This window comes from Affinirhizobium helianthi (genome assembly GCF_042680945.1).
In the GTDB taxonomy this organism is placed as follows: Bacteria; Pseudomonadota; Alphaproteobacteria; order Rhizobiales; family Rhizobiaceae; genus Neorhizobium; species Neorhizobium helianthi.
Genome location: NZ_JBHUEQ010000023.1, coordinates 74,748 through 90,591, shown reverse-complemented (window position 1 = coordinate 90,591; position 15,844 = coordinate 74,748). Strand labels below are relative to the sequence as shown.

General features: G+C 59.3%; 15 protein-coding genes and 1 riboswitch. Of the genes, 10 read left to right on the top strand and 5 right to left on the bottom strand.

Annotation, left to right across the window (positions count from 1 at the left end):
* Nucleotides 1-97 precede the first annotated feature (97 nt).
* The 8 genes from ACFSE1_RS12575 to ACFSE1_RS12540 all read left to right on the top strand — a co-directional run bounded on the left by ACFSE1_RS12575 (nucleotide 98) and on the right by ACFSE1_RS12540 (nucleotide 8,825).
* Nucleotides 98-550: a response regulator gene (locus ACFSE1_RS12575; protein WP_377401666.1), complete on the top strand. Its 453-nt coding sequence runs from the start codon at nucleotides 98-100 to the stop codon at nucleotides 548-550.
* Nucleotides 551-590: 40 nt separating this feature from the next.
* A riboswitch (TPP riboswitch) is annotated at nucleotides 591-699 on the top strand.
* Nucleotides 700-742: 43 nt separating this feature from the next.
* Nucleotides 743-1,753, top strand: a complete 1,011-nt coding sequence (gene thiB / locus ACFSE1_RS12570; protein WP_377401663.1) for a thiamine ABC transporter substrate binding subunit — start codon at nucleotides 743-745, stop codon at nucleotides 1,751-1,753.
* Between the two features lie 13 nt (nucleotides 1,754-1,766).
* Nucleotides 1,767-3,395, top strand: coding sequence for a thiamine/thiamine pyrophosphate ABC transporter permease ThiP (locus ACFSE1_RS12565; protein ID WP_377401660.1), 1,629 nt, complete (start codon nucleotides 1,767-1,769; stop codon nucleotides 3,393-3,395).
* A complete protein-coding gene (locus tag ACFSE1_RS12560) occupies nucleotides 3,388-4,023 on the top strand; it encodes a thiamine ABC transporter ATP-binding protein (RefSeq protein ID WP_377402207.1) in 636 nt (211 codons plus the stop codon). Before ACFSE1_RS12565 ends, ACFSE1_RS12560 begins: the two co-directional genes overlap by 8 nt.
* Before the next feature lie 320 nt (nucleotides 4,024-4,343).
* Entirely contained in the window at nucleotides 4,344-5,792 is a 1,449-nt protein-coding gene (locus ACFSE1_RS12555; protein ID WP_377402204.1) for a M48 family metalloprotease, read from the top strand.
* 189 nt (nucleotides 5,793-5,981) lie between these two features.
* Nucleotides 5,982-7,031, top strand: coding sequence for an aromatic ring-hydroxylating dioxygenase subunit alpha (locus ACFSE1_RS12550; RefSeq protein ID WP_377401657.1), 1,050 nt, complete (start codon nucleotides 5,982-5,984; stop codon nucleotides 7,029-7,031).
* Between the two features lie 5 nt (nucleotides 7,032-7,036).
* Nucleotides 7,037-7,780 (top strand): GntR family transcriptional regulator, encoded by a 744-nt coding sequence (locus ACFSE1_RS12545; RefSeq protein WP_377401654.1) that lies wholly within the window; start codon nucleotides 7,037-7,039, stop codon nucleotides 7,778-7,780.
* Nucleotides 7,781-7,814: 34 nt separating this feature from the next.
* On the top strand, nucleotides 7,815-8,825 hold the full coding sequence (locus tag ACFSE1_RS12540; RefSeq protein ID WP_377401651.1) for a PDR/VanB family oxidoreductase: 1,011 nt from the start codon (nucleotides 7,815-7,817) through the stop codon (nucleotides 8,823-8,825).
* A 167-nt stretch (nucleotides 8,826-8,992) separates the two neighbouring features.
* Here the strand turns inward: ACFSE1_RS12540 and ACFSE1_RS12535 are convergent, their stop codons facing one another.
* The 5 genes from ACFSE1_RS12535 to ACFSE1_RS12515 form a co-directional block, all read right to left on the bottom strand.
* Nucleotides 8,993-9,856, bottom strand: a complete 864-nt coding sequence (locus ACFSE1_RS12535) for an RNA polymerase factor sigma-32 (protein WP_377401648.1) — start codon at nucleotides 9,854-9,856, stop codon at nucleotides 8,993-8,995.
* 295 nt (nucleotides 9,857-10,151) lie between these two features.
* A complete protein-coding gene (locus ACFSE1_RS12530) occupies nucleotides 10,152-10,721 on the bottom strand; it encodes a CarD family transcriptional regulator (protein WP_377401645.1) in 570 nt (189 codons plus the stop codon).
* Between the two features lie 361 nt (nucleotides 10,722-11,082).
* Nucleotides 11,083-11,421: a ferredoxin FdxA gene (gene fdxA, locus ACFSE1_RS12525; protein ID WP_377401643.1), complete on the bottom strand. Its 339-nt coding sequence runs from the start codon at nucleotides 11,419-11,421 to the stop codon at nucleotides 11,083-11,085.
* Nucleotides 11,422-11,666: 245 nt separating this feature from the next.
* A complete protein-coding gene (locus ACFSE1_RS12520) occupies nucleotides 11,667-12,005 on the bottom strand; it encodes an RNA-binding S4 domain-containing protein (protein ID WP_377401640.1) in 339 nt (112 codons plus the stop codon).
* A gap of 1 nt (nucleotide 12,006) precedes the next feature.
* Complete coding sequence (locus ACFSE1_RS12515) at nucleotides 12,007-15,018, bottom strand: helicase-related protein (protein WP_377402201.1); 3,012 nt, start codon at nucleotides 15,016-15,018, stop codon at nucleotides 12,007-12,009.
* A gap of 310 nt (nucleotides 15,019-15,328) precedes the next feature.
* On the opposite strand from ACFSE1_RS12515, the gene ACFSE1_RS12510 reads away from it, so the two are divergent.
* Together ACFSE1_RS12510 and ACFSE1_RS12505 are read left to right on the top strand one after the other, a co-directional pair.
* Nucleotides 15,329-15,484 (top strand): DUF3309 family protein, encoded by a 156-nt coding sequence (locus ACFSE1_RS12510; RefSeq protein ID WP_377401637.1) that lies wholly within the window; start codon nucleotides 15,329-15,331, stop codon nucleotides 15,482-15,484.
* Between the two features lie 53 nt (nucleotides 15,485-15,537).
* The gene (locus ACFSE1_RS12505) at nucleotides 15,538-15,792 is read left to right on the top strand and encodes a YMGG-like glycine zipper-containing protein (protein ID WP_377401634.1); all 255 of its coding nucleotides are present in this window, start codon (nucleotides 15,538-15,540) and stop codon (nucleotides 15,790-15,792) included.
* The last annotated feature ends 52 nt before the right edge of the window (nucleotides 15,793-15,844 follow it).

The following is a 15,844-nucleotide window of genomic DNA, read 5'->3' as shown; positions in this document are numbered from 1 at the left end:
ACCAATACCGGAACAATTCCCAAATTGGCACGTTCGGGACTGTGATGGCAGGACATGAAGGTCCTGCCGGTCAGGTTTCAACCAAGGGGATGGTCCCATGTCGACTCAAGTCATGCGTCGTCGGCTGGAAGATGCAGCCATGAATCAAAGAGTTCTGATCGTAGAAGACGAATTTTTGATCGCTCTCGATATCGCCGAAACGGTGGAAGAGATGGGTCTGAAAGTCAGCGGCTTTGCCAGTGCGCGCGAGCATGCCTTGCGCCTTGCGCCCCTTGCCGACATTGCTTTCGTGGATGTCAATCTGTCGGATGGTGCCACCGGCCCCTCCATCGGCCGGGAGCTTGCCGAACGCTTTGGCATTACCGTCGTTTTCATGACTGCCAATCCCGAACAACTGGCAGGCCACGATGCCGCAACCCTGGGCGTGCTGACCAAGCCGGTCATGCCGCACATTTTGCAGGAAACCGTTGCCTATGCCGTTGCCAACCGCGCAGGTGGCCTTGCTGCCGTTCCTCGCCAGCTTCGGGCGCTTGCCGTCGCGAACCGCTGAACTGCCGCTTGCCAAGAACAACGGCTCTGAGTACATCTGCCTTGCTCTAACGGGGTGCCACATGAGTGGCTGAGAGGCTGGGGGAAGCCAGCCAACCCGCGGAACCTGATCCGGTTAAGACCGGCGGAGGGATTAGACGGCTTCCATCGACGCCCTATTCCCAAGTGACAGATATTTGGAGGCGTTGAAAAGATGAAATCCCTGAAGCTTTCTCTAGCCGCACTTTCCACCCTCGTTCTTTTCAGTCCGGCCGAGGCGCAAGACCAGAAGAGCCTGACGGTCTATACCTATGAGAGCTTCCTCTCCGACTGGGGACCGGGACCGAAGGTGAAGGCCGCCTTCGAGAAGACCTGCGGCTGCACCGTCAACTTCGTCGGCGTAGCGGATGGCGTGGCGCTTCTGACGCGCCTCAAGCTGGAGGGGCAATCCTCAAAGGCCGATGTCGCGCTGGGACTGGATACGAACCTCATCGAAGAAGCAAAACAGACAGGGCTTTTCGAAGAGCACGGCATTGATACGTCAGCGGCGAAAATTCCCGGCGGCTTCAAGGACAAAACCTTCGTGCCTTACGATTACGGCCACTTCGCCGTCGTCTACGATAGCGAAACCCTGAAGAACCCGCCGAAAAGCCTGAAGGAACTGGTGGAAGGCGATGCCTCCCAGAAGATCGTGATCGAAGATCCGCGCACCTCAACACCCGGTCTGGGTCTGCTGCTGTGGGTGAAATCCGTCTATGGCGACAAGGCCCCCGAGGCATGGTCGCAGCTGAAGAACCGGGTGCTGACCGTGACCCCCGGCTGGTCGGAAGCCTATGGCCTCTTTACCAAGGGCGAGGCGCCGATGGTTCTCTCCTACATCACCTCCCCGGCCTATCACATGGTGGAGGAAAAGACCGAGCGCTATAAGGCCGCGAAGTTCGAGGAAGGTCATTACATTCAGATCGAAGTGGCAGGTGCCCTGAAAGCCTCGCAGAACAAAGAGCTTGCGCGTGAGTTCCTGGCCTTTGCGCTTTCTCCCGAGTTCCAGACCATCATCCCCACGACGAACTGGATGATGCCGGCAGCTGCCACCAAAGATCCCCTGCCGGAGGCTTTCTCGAAACTGCCAGAGGTGGACAAGACCTTCCTGATGTCGCCGGATGAGGTGGCGAAGAACCGGCAGGCCTGGATCCGCGAATGGCTTGCCGCCATGAGCATGCAGTGAGGCGCATCGCAATATGCTGACCGGACGGCAGCAAAGGCTCGGCCTCGGCCTGGGGCTTTTCATTCTGGCCGGGATCTCGCTGGTCATCCTGCTTCCCGTTCTGACACTTCTCGGATCGGCAGCGCCTTCCAGCGGCCTGCTTTTCGATGCCTATACCATCGGCATTATACGCTTCACGCTGCTTCAGGCGGTGCTTTCAACCCTGCTATCCATTCTGCTGGGTCTGACGGTTGCCTTGGCGCTCGCCCGGCAGACGCGCTTTCCCGGCCGCATCTGGCTGATCCGCCTGATGGCGCTTCCGATGGGACTGCCGGTGCTGATCGGCGCGCTGGGACTGATCGGGATTTTCGGTCGGCAGGGACTGTTCAACCGCATGCTGGCCGGCCTCGGCGTGGGAGAGCCAATCAGCATTTACGGGTTGAGCGGCATTCTCCTTGCGCATGTTTTCTTCAACCTGCCGCTCGCGGCACGTCTGCTGCTGGCAACACTGGAGCGGCTGCCGCAGGAATACTGGCGTCTGAGCGCCAGCCTCGGCATGTCGAGCTGGAGCATTTTCCGGCTGATCGAGCTTCCCATTCTCATGCGCAGCATGGCAGGTGCCGCAGGGCTGATCTTCATGCTCTGTGCGACAAGTTTCACGCTGGTTCTGGTGCTGGGAGGCGGACCGGCGGCGACCACGCTGGAAGTGGCCATCTACCAATCGCTGCGTTTCGATTTCGATCCGCCTCGCGCCGTCGCCCTCTCCCTGCTGCAAATCGGCCTGACGGTGTTGATCCTCATCGCGCTCAGCCTGCTTCCGAAGGCAGAGGATGACCGGATCGGCGAAGGCCGCCGGCTGCGCCGTTTCGATGGAGAGGGTTCCGGCAAGAGAACATGGGATGGAGCGGTCATTCTGCTGGCGTCGCTGTTCCTGCTGCTGCCTCTCTCAGCCATCCTGATTCGTGGATTGAATGCCGACCTTGTGCGGCTTGCCGCCTCTGCCTCCTTCCACAAGGCTTTGGCAACGAGCCTTATCATCGCGCTGATGGCGGGGCTGATGTCTGTTTTCACAGCGCTTGCCATACTGCGTGCTCAAGCCACCATTCGCGCTACGGGCAGAAAGCGCTGGTCGCTGAAAACAATGAACCTGGCCCTCTCCAGCCTGTCCTCCCTCGTGCTGCTGGTGCCGCCCCTGGTGCTTGGAACCGGCTGGTTTCTTTTCGCCAGAGGGTTTGGCGAGGTGAACAGGCTTGCCCCTTTCATCATTGCCGTCATCAACATGCTGATGGCGCTTCCCTTTGTGATCCGCGTACTGGAACCGGCCTATCGCACCCATCTGGCCCAGACGGATCGTCTCAGCGCAAGCCTTGGGCTTTTCGGCCTTACGAAGCTGCGCATCGTCGATTGGCCGGTTCTGCGAAAGCCGCTCCTCATGGCGCTTTCCTTCGCCATGGCACTATCGCTCGGGGATCTGGGCGCCGTCGCGCTGTTCAGTTCGCAGGATCTCCTCACACTGCCCTGGCTTGTTTATAGCAGCATGGGAAGCTATCGCACGAACGATGCGGATGGACTGGCTTTGCTTCTGGGCCTTATCTGCCTTGGTCTGACAATGCTGGGCACACTGAATTCCGGAGAACGGGCACGTGACGAGAACCATGGTTGAGCTGCGCGCCGTTCAGCTTCGGCTCGGCGACAGGCACTTCGCCTTCGATTGCCGCATCGAAACAGGCTCCATGACCGCAATCGTGGGTCCGTCCGGCGCGGGAAAATCGACACTTCTCAACCTCATCGCCGGGTTTGAAACGCCCTCTGAAGGGGCAGTTTTCATCGACGGTCAGGATGTGACAGCGCTTCATCCGGCAGAGCGCCCGATTTCCATCGTTTTTCAGGACAACAACCTTTTCGCGCATCTCGATGTGGAAACGAACATCGCGCTTGGGCTTCACCCTGCCCTCAAACTGACCGCGGCGGACCGGGAAAGGATCGCTGCCGCATTGACACGTGTGGGCCTTGCCAAACTTGGTCATCGCAAGCCCGGCACGCTATCCGGCGGCGAAAGACAGCGCGCCGCCTTTGCCCGCGCCCTTGTTCGCCGAAAGCCCGTTCTTCTGCTGGATGAGCCCTTTGCCTCACTGGATAGTGATCTTCGCCACAAAATGGCGGATTTGCTGAAGGATCTGCACCGTGAAACCGGGCAGACCATCATCCTTGTCAGCCACAATGCCGATGACCTTGAACAGTTGGGCGCCACTGTTTTGCAGGTGGATGGAGGGCAGATTCGAAACGATTGAGATGTGCGGACAATGTGGCCATCGGCTCCGCCACATTTTGGACGTTCATCAATGCAATGCCGCATTGCAGAATTTAGCGGAATGATGCTTGCTTGCACCAGCTATTCCTTTCTGGAACAGGTATGGTTCATGCAAGTGATCTGGCCATCCGCGATGAACGCAGGAGATCGCGGCCAACGTGGATGCCGCAGGATGCGCCGGATGGCGGGTTTGGAAGAATGATATTTCCGACTGGACGTGATCAGAGCGCCGGCACAGTGGCTGTCGGCACGGTGGACGGCATGAACCGCCCTGCGCGGCGCAGCGCACCCTTGCGCGCCATGTCGAGCCTGCTGGCCGCCGCCATTGTTCTGAGCGGCTGCCAATCCATCATCGACCAGACCTATACGACGGATCTCAAGCCTTCCAGCAATCCGCAAATTGTCGATACGGTGCAGAAGAACGATCCGCGCGCGGCCATGGGCGCCCGCGAGCATCCCCGCATCGTGGCAAGCTATGGCGGCGAATACCACGATGCCAAGACGGAGCGGCTGGTGGCCCGCATTGCCGGTGCCCTGACTGCCGTTTCAGAAAACCCGAACCAATCCTATCGCATCACAATTCTGAACTCTCCGGCCATCAACGCCTTTGCGCTGCCCGGCGGCTATCTCTACGTCACGCGCGGCCTGCTGGCACTCGCCAATGATGCTTCCGAGGTGGCCGCGGTTCTGAGCCACGAAATGGGTCACGTGACCGCCAATCACGGCATCGAACGCCAGAAGCGCGAGGAAGCGGAAGTGATAGCCAGCCGTGTGGTCGCGGAAGTTCTCTCCAGCGATCTGGCCGGAAAACAGGCCCTGGCCCGAGGAAAATTGCGGCTGGCCGCCTTTTCGCGCCAACAGGAATTGCAGGCCGACGTCATTGGCGTGCGTATGCTGGGCGAAGCCGGCTACGACCCCTATGCGGCGGCACGCTTCCTGGATTCCATGGCCGCCTATGCCCGCTTCTCTTCCGTTGACCCGGAAACCGACCAGAGCCTCGACTTCCTGTCCAGCCACCCGAACGCGCCGCAGCGCGTGGAACTGGCACGCCAGCACGCCCGCGCCTTCGGACAGGAAGGAACGGTTGGCGACCGGGGCCGCGACTATTATCTGACCGGCATTGACGGCCTGCTTTACGGCGACAGCCCGGAAGAAGGCTATGTGCGCGATCAGACCTTCCTGCATGGGGGCCTTGGCATTCGCTTCGATGTGCCGCCGGGCTTCCGCATCGACAACAAGGCGGAGGCTGTGCTGGCAACGGGGCCGGATGAAACCGCAATCCGCTTCGATGGCGTGGAAGCGCCGGAAAACCAGAGCCTGACCAATTATCTGACCAGCGGCTGGGTGGCCGGCTTGCTGCCCAACACGGTGCAGGACACAACCGTTAACGGCCTGCCCGCCGCCACTGCCAAGGCTTCGGCAGAGCGCTGGGATTTCGATGTGACGGTCGTGCGGATGGACAAGCGGATCTTCCGCTTCCTGACCGCCGTGCCTAAAGGCAACACGACGCTGCAGGCGACCGCGGAGACGCTTCGCAACAGCTTCCGCAAGATGACCCCGCAGGAAGCGGCAAGCCTGAAGCCGCTTCGCGTACGCGTCGTCACCGCACAGCCGGGAGACACGATCACCACGCTTTCCGCCCGCATGATGGGCACAGACCGTAAGCTCGACCTCTTCCGACTGATCAATGCATTGCCGACGGGCGCTGCCATCGTCCCCGGCCAGCGGGTGAAGATCATTTCCGAATAAGGCTGCAACCGGGACTTCGAACGGTGCGTCGCGCGAAGTTCGACGGCTTGCTTCCGACCGCCTTCATCCGCCTGTATACAGTGATTGCCGCAATGCGGCGAAAAACTCACAATTTTGAGCGCAGACACCATATCAATTGACAGAATGTATACATTAGGCCAATCTTTCTCATTAGGAGGAGGAATAACCATGCCCAAACCAACATTTCCGATGAATGCCTGGTATGCAGCTGCCTATGATGTGGAGCTGAAGCACGCGCTTCTGCCGCGTACCATCTGCAACAAGCCGGTTGTGCTATATCGCAAGAAGAACGGCTCGCCGGTGGCTCTTGCCGATGCCTGTTGGCACAGGCTGGTGCCACTGTCGCTTGGACGCCTGGAAGGCGATAATGTGATCTGCGGCTATCATGGCCTGGAATTCGACGAGACCGGCCGCTGCGTATACATGCCCTCGCAGGATACGATCAATCCTTCGGCTTGCGTGAAATCCTATCCGATTGCCGAAAAGCACCGCTTCATCTGGATCTGGCCCGGCGATCCGGCACTGGCAGATCCCGCCCTCATCCCGGACATGCACTGGAACCAGGACCCGGAATGGGCCGCCGATGGTAAGCTGATCGAGGTGAAGTGCGACTATCGCCTTGTCGTTGACAACCTGATGGACCTGACCCACGAAACCTTCGTCCATGGTTCCTCGATCGGCAACCGCGCCGTGGCGGAGGCTCCGTTTGAAGCAAGCCATTCCGACCGGTTCGCCTATATCACCCGCTGGATGGAAAACATCGATCCGCCACCCTTCTGGGCCAAGCAATATGGCCGTCCCGGCAAGGTGGACCGCTGGCAGATCATCCGTTTCGAAGCGCCCTGCACGGTCACCATCGATGTCGGTGTTGCGGAAGCCGGAACCGGCGCCAAGAATGGCGACCGCTCCAAGGGCGTCAATGGCTATGTGCTGAACACAATCACCCCCTCGACAGAAAAGACCTGTCTGTACTTCTGGGCATTCGCCCGCAATTACGACCTCGGCAATCAGGCCCGCACGCATGAACTGCGTGAAGGCGTGGCGGGTGTCTTCCGCGAGGACGAAGTGGTGCTGGAAGCGCAGCAACTGGCAATCGACGCCAATCCCGACCACAGGTTCTACAACCTCAACATCGATGCCGGTTCGATGTGGGCGCGCAAGCTCATCGACAGAATGATCGATGCGGAGATGCACCCGCACGCAGTGGCAGCGGAGTAAAGGCGGTGGGCATCGAAACCGAGCGCGAACCGAAGCAGCAAAGCGCCAAGGCGCTTCTGGCTCTGCGTGATCTCGTCCTTGCGGGCGAGATCGAGCCGGGGGAAAGACTGTCGGAAGTGGCTCTGGCGCAGCGTCTCAACGTATCGCGCACACCACTTCGCAGCGCCCTGCAGCGGCTTGAGCAGGAAGGACTGGTGGCACAGATACCATCAGGCGGCTATGCAGTCCGCTCCTTCAGCAAGCAGGAGGTTGTCGATGCCATCGAACTCCGCGGCGTTATGGAGGGCACAGCCGCAAGACTGGCGGCCGAACGCGGTGCGAGACCGACTGAGATGAGGGCGCTGGAAGAAGCCGTGCGTCAGCTCGATCTTGTGATGCAGGCCAACGCGCATGAGATCGATTTCGAACGCTACGAGATGCTGAACGGCGCGTTTCACCGTCAGCTCTGGAGCCTCTGCGGCAGCGAACTTCTGTCGCGGGAGATTGAGCGGATCACCAGCCTTCCCTTTGCCAGCCCCAATGCCTTCGTCAATACGCAGGCGGACGTTCCGGCCTTTCACCGGACGCTCATCATTGCACAGGGCCAGCACAAGGCCATCGTCTCGGCCATCGCGCTGCGGGAAGGGACGCGTGCCGAAGCAGTTGCGCGTGAACATGCGCGGCTTGCACGACAAAATCTCGACTTCGTACTGGAGGAACAGCCCGATCTGCGCCGAAAGGTGATGGCTCTGGCTTTGATGTCGAGCTGAACAGAGCGACAAACAAGATTTGGAGGAGGTATTCATGCGTTCCAAACTGGAATGGCGTGCAGCACGTGTCATCGCCATCGAGACACCGGCAGAAGATGTGCGCGCCGTCACCTTTGCAGTCGATGGCCTGCGCTCATTGTTCGATCCCGGATCGCACACCAATATCAAAGTGACGATTGGCGGCAGTCCCGCGATACGCACCTACACGGTTTTGCCAAGCGAACCGGGCACGCTGAAAATTGCGGTCAAACTGCATCCCAACAGCCGCGGAGGCTCCGCCTTTATCTGGACACTCAAGCCCGGTGACACGACGGAAGTGACGGAACCGGAAAACCGGTTTGAGCTTTCCTGGCGGGCATCCCACTATCTTCTGGTGGCGGGCGGCATCGGTATCACACCCATTTACGGCATGGCGCATGCGCTTGCGGCACGCGGCCAGTCCATTCGGCTGATCTATGGGGCAAGAAGCCGCGAGCAAATGGCCTTTGCCGAAGAACTTCGCGATCTTCTTGGCGATCGCCTGCAGACATTCGCCCAGGCGGAAGGGCAGGCTTTCGATCTGGCCGCCGAATTCGAACGCCTGCCGCCGGAAGGAGAAGCCTATCTCTGTGGCCCGCACGGTATGCTGGAGGCTGCACGCAATCTCTGGCGCGCCAGCGGCAGACCGATGAGCCGCCTGCGCTTTGAAGTCTTCGGCGATAGCGGCCGCTTTGCCGAACAGGCATTTACCGTTGCGGTTCCGCACCGTGGACGCAGCGTTGAAGTGCGCGCCGACCAGACAATGCTGGATGCGCTGATCGAGGCAGGCATCGACATGATCTATGACTGTCGCCGTGGAGAATGCGGTCTGTGCGCGGTCAATGTCATCGAAACATCAGCCCCTATCGACCATCGCGATGTCTTCTTTTCCGATGAGGAGCGCCATGAGGACGTGAAGATGTGCGCCTGCGTTTCCCGCGCTGTCGGTGGCTGCGTCACCATCGATACGGGCTATCGCAGGGACACAGCGACCAGTGGCCAGCCAGCATCCATGGCAACCGCCTGAGAGGAATGAGGGGTGACGAAGCCGGTACATTCATCGGCTTCACATCGCCTTCCGGGGATGGAGCACGTCCAGCAAAACTGCGTTAGCGCTTTTGCGCCCGGACTGCGTAAAAACGAAGATATAGAGTATTTCAGGCGACCCCGTTTTCACCGGAAATACTCCAGTCTTCAGCAAGCCGCCGCCATCTGCGGGTTGAGATTGACCAGTGCGGACTTCAGCTTCTCGATGGCGCGGCTCTCGATCTGGCGCACACGCTCCTTGGAAATACCGAGTTCAGCGCCGAGCGCTTCCAGCGTTGCGCCATCATCCGTGAGGCGGCGCGCGCGGATAATCTTCTTTTCGCGATCATTCAGCTTGGTCAGCGCACCCTGAAGCCATTTCAGGCGGCGCTCCCCATCAATCATGCCGGATACCTGCTCATCCGGCAGAGGCTCTGCGCTTTCCAGAAGATCCAGCCGCTCGGCACTGTCGGAATCACCGGAAATCGACGGCGCCTGCAAGGAGGCATCATTGCTGGAAAGGCGCGCATCCATGGTCTGAACATCCGCCACGCTGACGCCGAGCGCCGTTGCAATCTCCTGATGAATGGCAAGGGCAGTAAGGTTGCTGTCACCCCGCGCAAGCTTTGCCCGCAGACGCCGGAGGTTGAAGAAAAGCGCCTTTTGCGCCGAACTGGTTCCGCCACGCACGATGGACCAGTTTCTCAGGATGTAATCCTGCATGGAGGCGCGGATCCACCAGCTGGCATAGGTGGAAAATCGCACGTCGCGCGCTGGCTCAAACCTTGCCGCCGCTTCCAGAAGCCCTACATAGCCTTCTTGAACGAGGTCGCTCATCGGCAAGCCGAACCCGCGAAACTTGGATGCCATGGCGATAACCAGACGCATATGGGCCAAAGCGATCTGGTTTCGGGCATCCTGATCCTGATCGTCTTTCCAGCGCACGGCGAGGTCACGTTCCTCCTCGCGCGCGAGATAGGGGGCAGACATGGCGATCTTGATCATGTTGCGGTCTGCGGACATGGCGTTCATAGCGCTCTCCATGAAACTGTTTGACCTGAAAAATGCGCATGCGAGCACGCCCGGCGGCAGGACCGCAGGCTGCTTGGCTCTAAAATGGGCCTGAATATCATGCGTTCATGTTCCCCTGGCTCGGAGTGCAGAACAATCGAAGGCAGCCGAATGTTCCGTATTCCGTTGCGATGGCGGGTGTGCGCTGGGCAGCACTCCTCGCCATTCCGGCGGGTCAACGCTTCAAGAGGTCAGAAGTTCCAACAAAAAACCCGGCTTTCGCCGGGTTTTTTCAATAATGCTCAGATAAGAAACCTTACGCGGCTTCCTCATGCGCTTCGTCTTCATCGATGACCTTGCCGCGCTTGGGGCTCTTGGCAAGATTGGTCTCGACCAGACGAACGGCTTCCGTTTCCGACATCTTGTTCACGGCAGCAATTTCACGCGCCATGCGGTCAAGAGCAGCTTCGTAAAGCTGACGCTCGGAATAGGATTGCTCCGGCTGGTTTTCAGCGCGATACAAGTCGCGAACGACTTCCGCGATAGAAATCAGATCGCCCGAATTGATCTTGGCATCGTATTCCTGCGCACGGCGCGACCACATGGTGCGCTTGACGCGCGCCTTGCCCTGAACAACCTTCAATGCGCGATCGACGAAATCCGTTTCGGACAGCTTGCGCATGCCGATGCTCACAGCCTTCGCAACCGGCACCTTCAGACGCATCTTGTCCTTTTCGAAATCGATGACGAAAAGCTCCAGCTTCATGCCAGCCACTTCCTGCTCTTCGATTGCCGAGATAGTACCCACTCCGTGCGCCGGATAGACGATGGCCTCACCGGTTTTGAATCCATGGCGCGCTGAAGATTTTTTCTGCTGGGTCGTCATTCGTTTAACAAACTCCCTGTTACGCACCCGGCCATCCATGGCCAGGGCCGGGTCAGTCAGGCCCGGATGAGACGGGGGAACCGTCGGGTGACTCCATACTGGTCCGCCAAACGCGCGCGAAAACAACACCCCTACCGCGACTATCGTCGACAACGTCCAAACAGATGACTTGTCACGGAAACCGCGTTGGTTGCTTTGTTGCTTTCGTGATGTTTTTGGGCACGCGAATGCCGCTTTGTGGAACAGTTTTTATGGTGTACCACAAAAATTGGCGTAAATCAACGATTTGGTTTCACCGTCACACGGATGCAACGATTCGCGCCTGCCTAATCCTTAAGCGATTCGTGAAAAATCGCGCCGATCAGTCGCCCTTGCCCGGTTCGGCAGAGAAATACTGCTCGAACTTGTTCTCGACACCATCCATCTCCTTGGCCTCTGGCAAAGCATCACGCTTGACGGTGATGTTTGGCCAGATCTGCGCGTATTCCGCATTCAGTTTCAGCCACTTGTCGAGACCCGGCTCCGTATCCGGCTTGATCGCCTCGGCAGGACATTCCGGCTCGCAGACGCCGCAATCGATACATTCGTCCGGATGGATGACCAGAAAATTCTCGCCTTCGTAGAAGCAATCGACCGGGCAAACTTCGACGCAGTCGGTATATTTGCAGCGAATACAGTTATCGGTCACGACATACGTCATGAGACACTCCAACGACATCTAGCGTTACGGCACCGGTCGGACGAAGAACCGGCACTGGCACGAGGCAAGCCCGCGCTGAGGGGAAGGCAAAGCAGAACAGCTGCTTTACACCCTGTCCCTAAAGGCTTTGACAGGGCTTTGCAAGAATGAACAATGCGCAGAAACGGCGGAACAGGATCGTTTCACCAACAAGGAAACAATAGGAGGATTCAAATTTCTCCGACCGTAAAAACGGCCCTTTGGCCCTATTTGAGAGCCTTGATTGACCGCTGCGCCCGCTCGAAAGCGGTCAGCTTCTCATGCGGTTGCGACTGGTCCAGGTAAAGCTGCGCCGCCTCGGCGAACGGACCGCGCCGCTCTCCCGGAGCGCGAACGATCACACTCTTATCACCGCTTTCCAGCGCAAGATCGATGCGATCTCCCACCTTCACCAGGCGGGCGGATTGCTGAACCACCTGCCCGTTGACACGCACAAAACCATGATGAACGAGGGTTTGCGCCAAGGCACGCGATTTAACCAGACGGGTAAAGAAGAGCCACTTGTCGATGCGTTGCCGCTGTTCTCCAAGTGGCTCGTCCGTCATCTTACTTCTTCATCTGCTCTTTCAGTGCAGCCAGCTTTGCGAAAGGCGAATCCGGATCCATCGGCTTCTCCTTGCGCGGCGGCTTTGCTTCGAAGCGAGCCGGTTGCGGCGTTTTGCCGCCCCGATCCTGACGCTCATTGCGCGGACGCTCGTTGCGGCCCTCCGCACGGCGATCATTACGATCGCGGTTCGGCTTGCCGCCGTCGCGGTTGTTGCGATTGCCCTGCTCGCCACGTTCGCCGCCATTACGCTGGTCGCGACGACCTTCGCCCTGACGCTGCTGACCTTGTCCCTGACCACGACGGTCGCCCTGCGGACGTGCACCGCGCTGGTTCTCGGAACGCCCGCCGCCCGGACGCCACAGAAGAACCGGCTTCGGCTCCTCGGATGCGGTCACCTCGCCTGCCTCTGCGTGAGCAGCTTCAACAACCTGAGCTTCCACCTGCGTCGGAGCCTCGTTTGCGGAGACATTCTCATCTGAAGACGCATCGGAGTCAGCCGTGGCGTCGCCTTCCGCAGGCTCTGCGGCAGATGCATCGGCGGATGCAGGCTGCTGGCTGGCAAGGTGAGCCTGCGCCTCTTCCGGGCTGACTGCGTCTGCGCGGTAACCAAGACCCTTCAGGATTTCTTCCATATCGTCTGGCGTTGCGCCGAGAATGGAGAGCATGGCAGTCGTGGTCGTGAAACGGCGGCCATCATAGGCCCCTTCCGGACGAGGCGTCGTTCCCGGCTTCCACTGCAGGAGCGGACGGATCAGATCCGCCAGACGCTCCAGAATATCCACGCGCACGGCGCGCTTTCCGAGGAAGCGGAAGCCTGCCAGCTTGTAGAATGTCCGCTCGAAGGTTGGATCTGTCACGACGGATGTGCGGCCGGCGGCCAGAGCCGGAATGAGATCGCCGTAGCCCGGCTTGTCCAGGCCATCGTTCTTGAGAGCCCAGAGCAGCGTGATGAGTTCAGCCGGTGCAGGCTTCAACAGCGCAGGCATGAAGATGTGGTAAGCGCCGAAGCGGATGCCGTAGCGGCGCATGGAGGCGCGTGCATCCTGATCCAGCGACTTCACATCGTCTGCAACATCGCGGCGGAAGAGAATTCCGAGATTTTCCACCAGCTGGAAGGCCAGGCCCTTCGCCAGACCCTGCAGATCTTCCGCACGCGACAGATCATCCAGAGGCTTCAGCACGGTGGCGATATGGTGATTGACGAAGCGCTCCAGACGGGCAGCGACATGATCACGAGCATTGCCAGTCAGCTGTTCATCTGACAGCAGGATGACGCGCGGATGCATGATGTGATCGCTGGCCGAAAGCTTTGCGACAGGCTCACCCAGCCAACGGATCGAACCGTCCGAGCCAATGGCCAGATCGTTGTTGCCACAGGCATAGAGGCGGGCAGCCCGCGCCTCGAATTCCAGCGCCAGCGCCTTTTGCGCTGCGCCCTGGATCGCCTTGGCATCCGGACCTTCCGTGCCCGCGATCGGCGTAAACCGGAAACCGGCTAGTTGACCGACGTGATGTCCCTCGACGAAGACATCTCCATTCACACTGATTTCAGCTTCCAGCATCGCATTCTCTCTCAGGCGCTTCATGAGCACAGATGTCCTGCGATCAACAAAGCGTTTCGTCAACCTTTCATGCAGCGCGTCCGACAACCTATCCTCGATTTCCCGAGTCTTTTCTTGCCAGTGTGTCGGATGCGCCAGCCAACCGGGCCGGTTGGATACATACGTCCATGTCCGAATCTGGGCAATGCGCGCCGAGAGAGTATCGATCTCTCCATCCGTGCGGTCGGCGCGCTTCACCTGTTCGGCCATGAAATCTTCATTCACCCAGCCGATTCGCACCAGATCCGAAAATATAGTCGAAATCAGGTCCGCATGCTGGGCAGGCGTTATACGCCTGTAATCGGGAAGAGCACAGGCCTCCCATAATTTTTCTACCCGTTCCGGCGTTGTCGCCAGATCGACGATCTCCGGATAGCGCGACAGATGATCAAGTGCCTGGCTGTCTGTCGCGGGCAAGGCTCGCGTCAGACCCGCAACGACAGGCGCGACATCGAGGCTCGCCCGCAGATTGCGCAGCGACGAATAATCCAGCGCCTTCGAGCGCCATTGCAGCACTTTCACCTGATCGAAGTGATGCGATTCGATTCGCTCGACAAGCTCATCATCGAAAGGAGCGACCTGCCCGGTCACGCCAAACGTGCCATCCCGCAGGTGACGCCCCGCACGCCCGGCGATTTGCCCAAGCTCCCCCGGATTGAGGTTGCGGAACTGGTAGCCGTCGAATTTACGATCCTGGGCGAAGGCGACGTGATCCACATCGAGGTTCAAACCCATGCCGATGGCATCGGTCGCCACAAGATATTCGACATCGCCCGACTGATAGAGACCAACCTGCGCATTGCGGGTGCGGGGACTGAGCGCACCGAGAACCACCGCCGCCCCGCCGCGCTGACGCCGGATCAATTCGGCAATGGCGTAAACTTCATCCGCCGAGAAGGCGACGATCGCAGAGCGCTGCGGCAGCCGCGTTATCTTCTTCTGCCCGGCATAGAAAAGCGTGGACAGGCGCGGACGTTCGATAACGGTAATGCCCGGAAGCAATTTTTCCAGAATGGGGCGCATGGTGCCAGCCCCGAGAAGAAGCGTCTCCTCCCGGCCGCGCAAATGCAGAATACGGTCGGTAAAAATATGGCCGCGCTCAAGATCGCCTGCCAGCTGCACCTCATCGATAGCGACGAAGGCTGCCTTGGTTTCGCGCGGCATCGCTTCCACGGTGCACACGGAAAAACGGGCATTGGGCGGAGTAATCTTTTCCTCGCCCGTGACCAGCGCCACATGCGTTGGCCCGACCTTCTCGACAAGGCGCGTATAGACCTCACGCGCCAGCAAACGCAGGGGAAGGCCAATGACCCCGGAACCATGCGCCACCATGCGCTCGATGGCATAGTGCGTCTTGCCAGTATTGGTAGGGCCGAGGACCGCGGTAACGCCGCGACCGCTCAAGATCATGGGCTGGGAATTCAAAGCCTTGTATCCGCATCTCTTCGAGCCACCGGCTTTCCGGCGTGAACCCACACATGGCGATCCCTGATCGGAATGGCAAGCGGAAATGCCGCAAGGGCCAAAGTTTTACCCTCACGCCCCGCAACCACAGCGCCATGATGCGGCCCGGTTTCGCAAGGGGCCGACAAGACTCTTCAGGAAGGTAGAAAAATGGCAAGAAGTTCAAGAAAAAGAAAATGATGCGTGGAACCAAAAGCCATGGGCTCCGTTTGTGCCGCAAGGACAACATAGCGCCTTTTCCTGCATCGGAGACCATATGCTCGGTACAATTCTACTCGTGATACTCATCCTCCTCTTGATCGGTGCTCTGCCAAACTGGGGATATAGTCGCGGGTGGGGATATGGTCCCTCTGGCGGACTTGGGCTCGTTGTGCTCATCATCATCGTCCTGCTGCTGATGGGCAGGATTTAATGACGTTAAAGACATTAGGCAGAAGCAAGGTTTAACAGGGAAGGAACCAGACCATGAAAAAGATTCTTGCCGCAGCCGCAATGGTCGGCATGCTCGCATCGTGCTCCACGACGGAACGGGGCACAGCCATTGGCGCCGGTACGGGCGCTGTGATCGGCGGTGCAGTTTCCAACAGCTGGGGTGGCGCAGCAGTTGGCGCCGTTGCTGGCGGTCTGGTTGGTGCAGCCATCGGCGAATCCCAGAAGCGTCCGGGCTACTGCGTCTATCGTGACCGTTATGGCCGCACCTACGAGGCGCGTTGCCGCTAATTTCTTCTCGAGGGAAGTTGAAGGAAAGGCCGGTCCAGCACCGGCCTTTCTT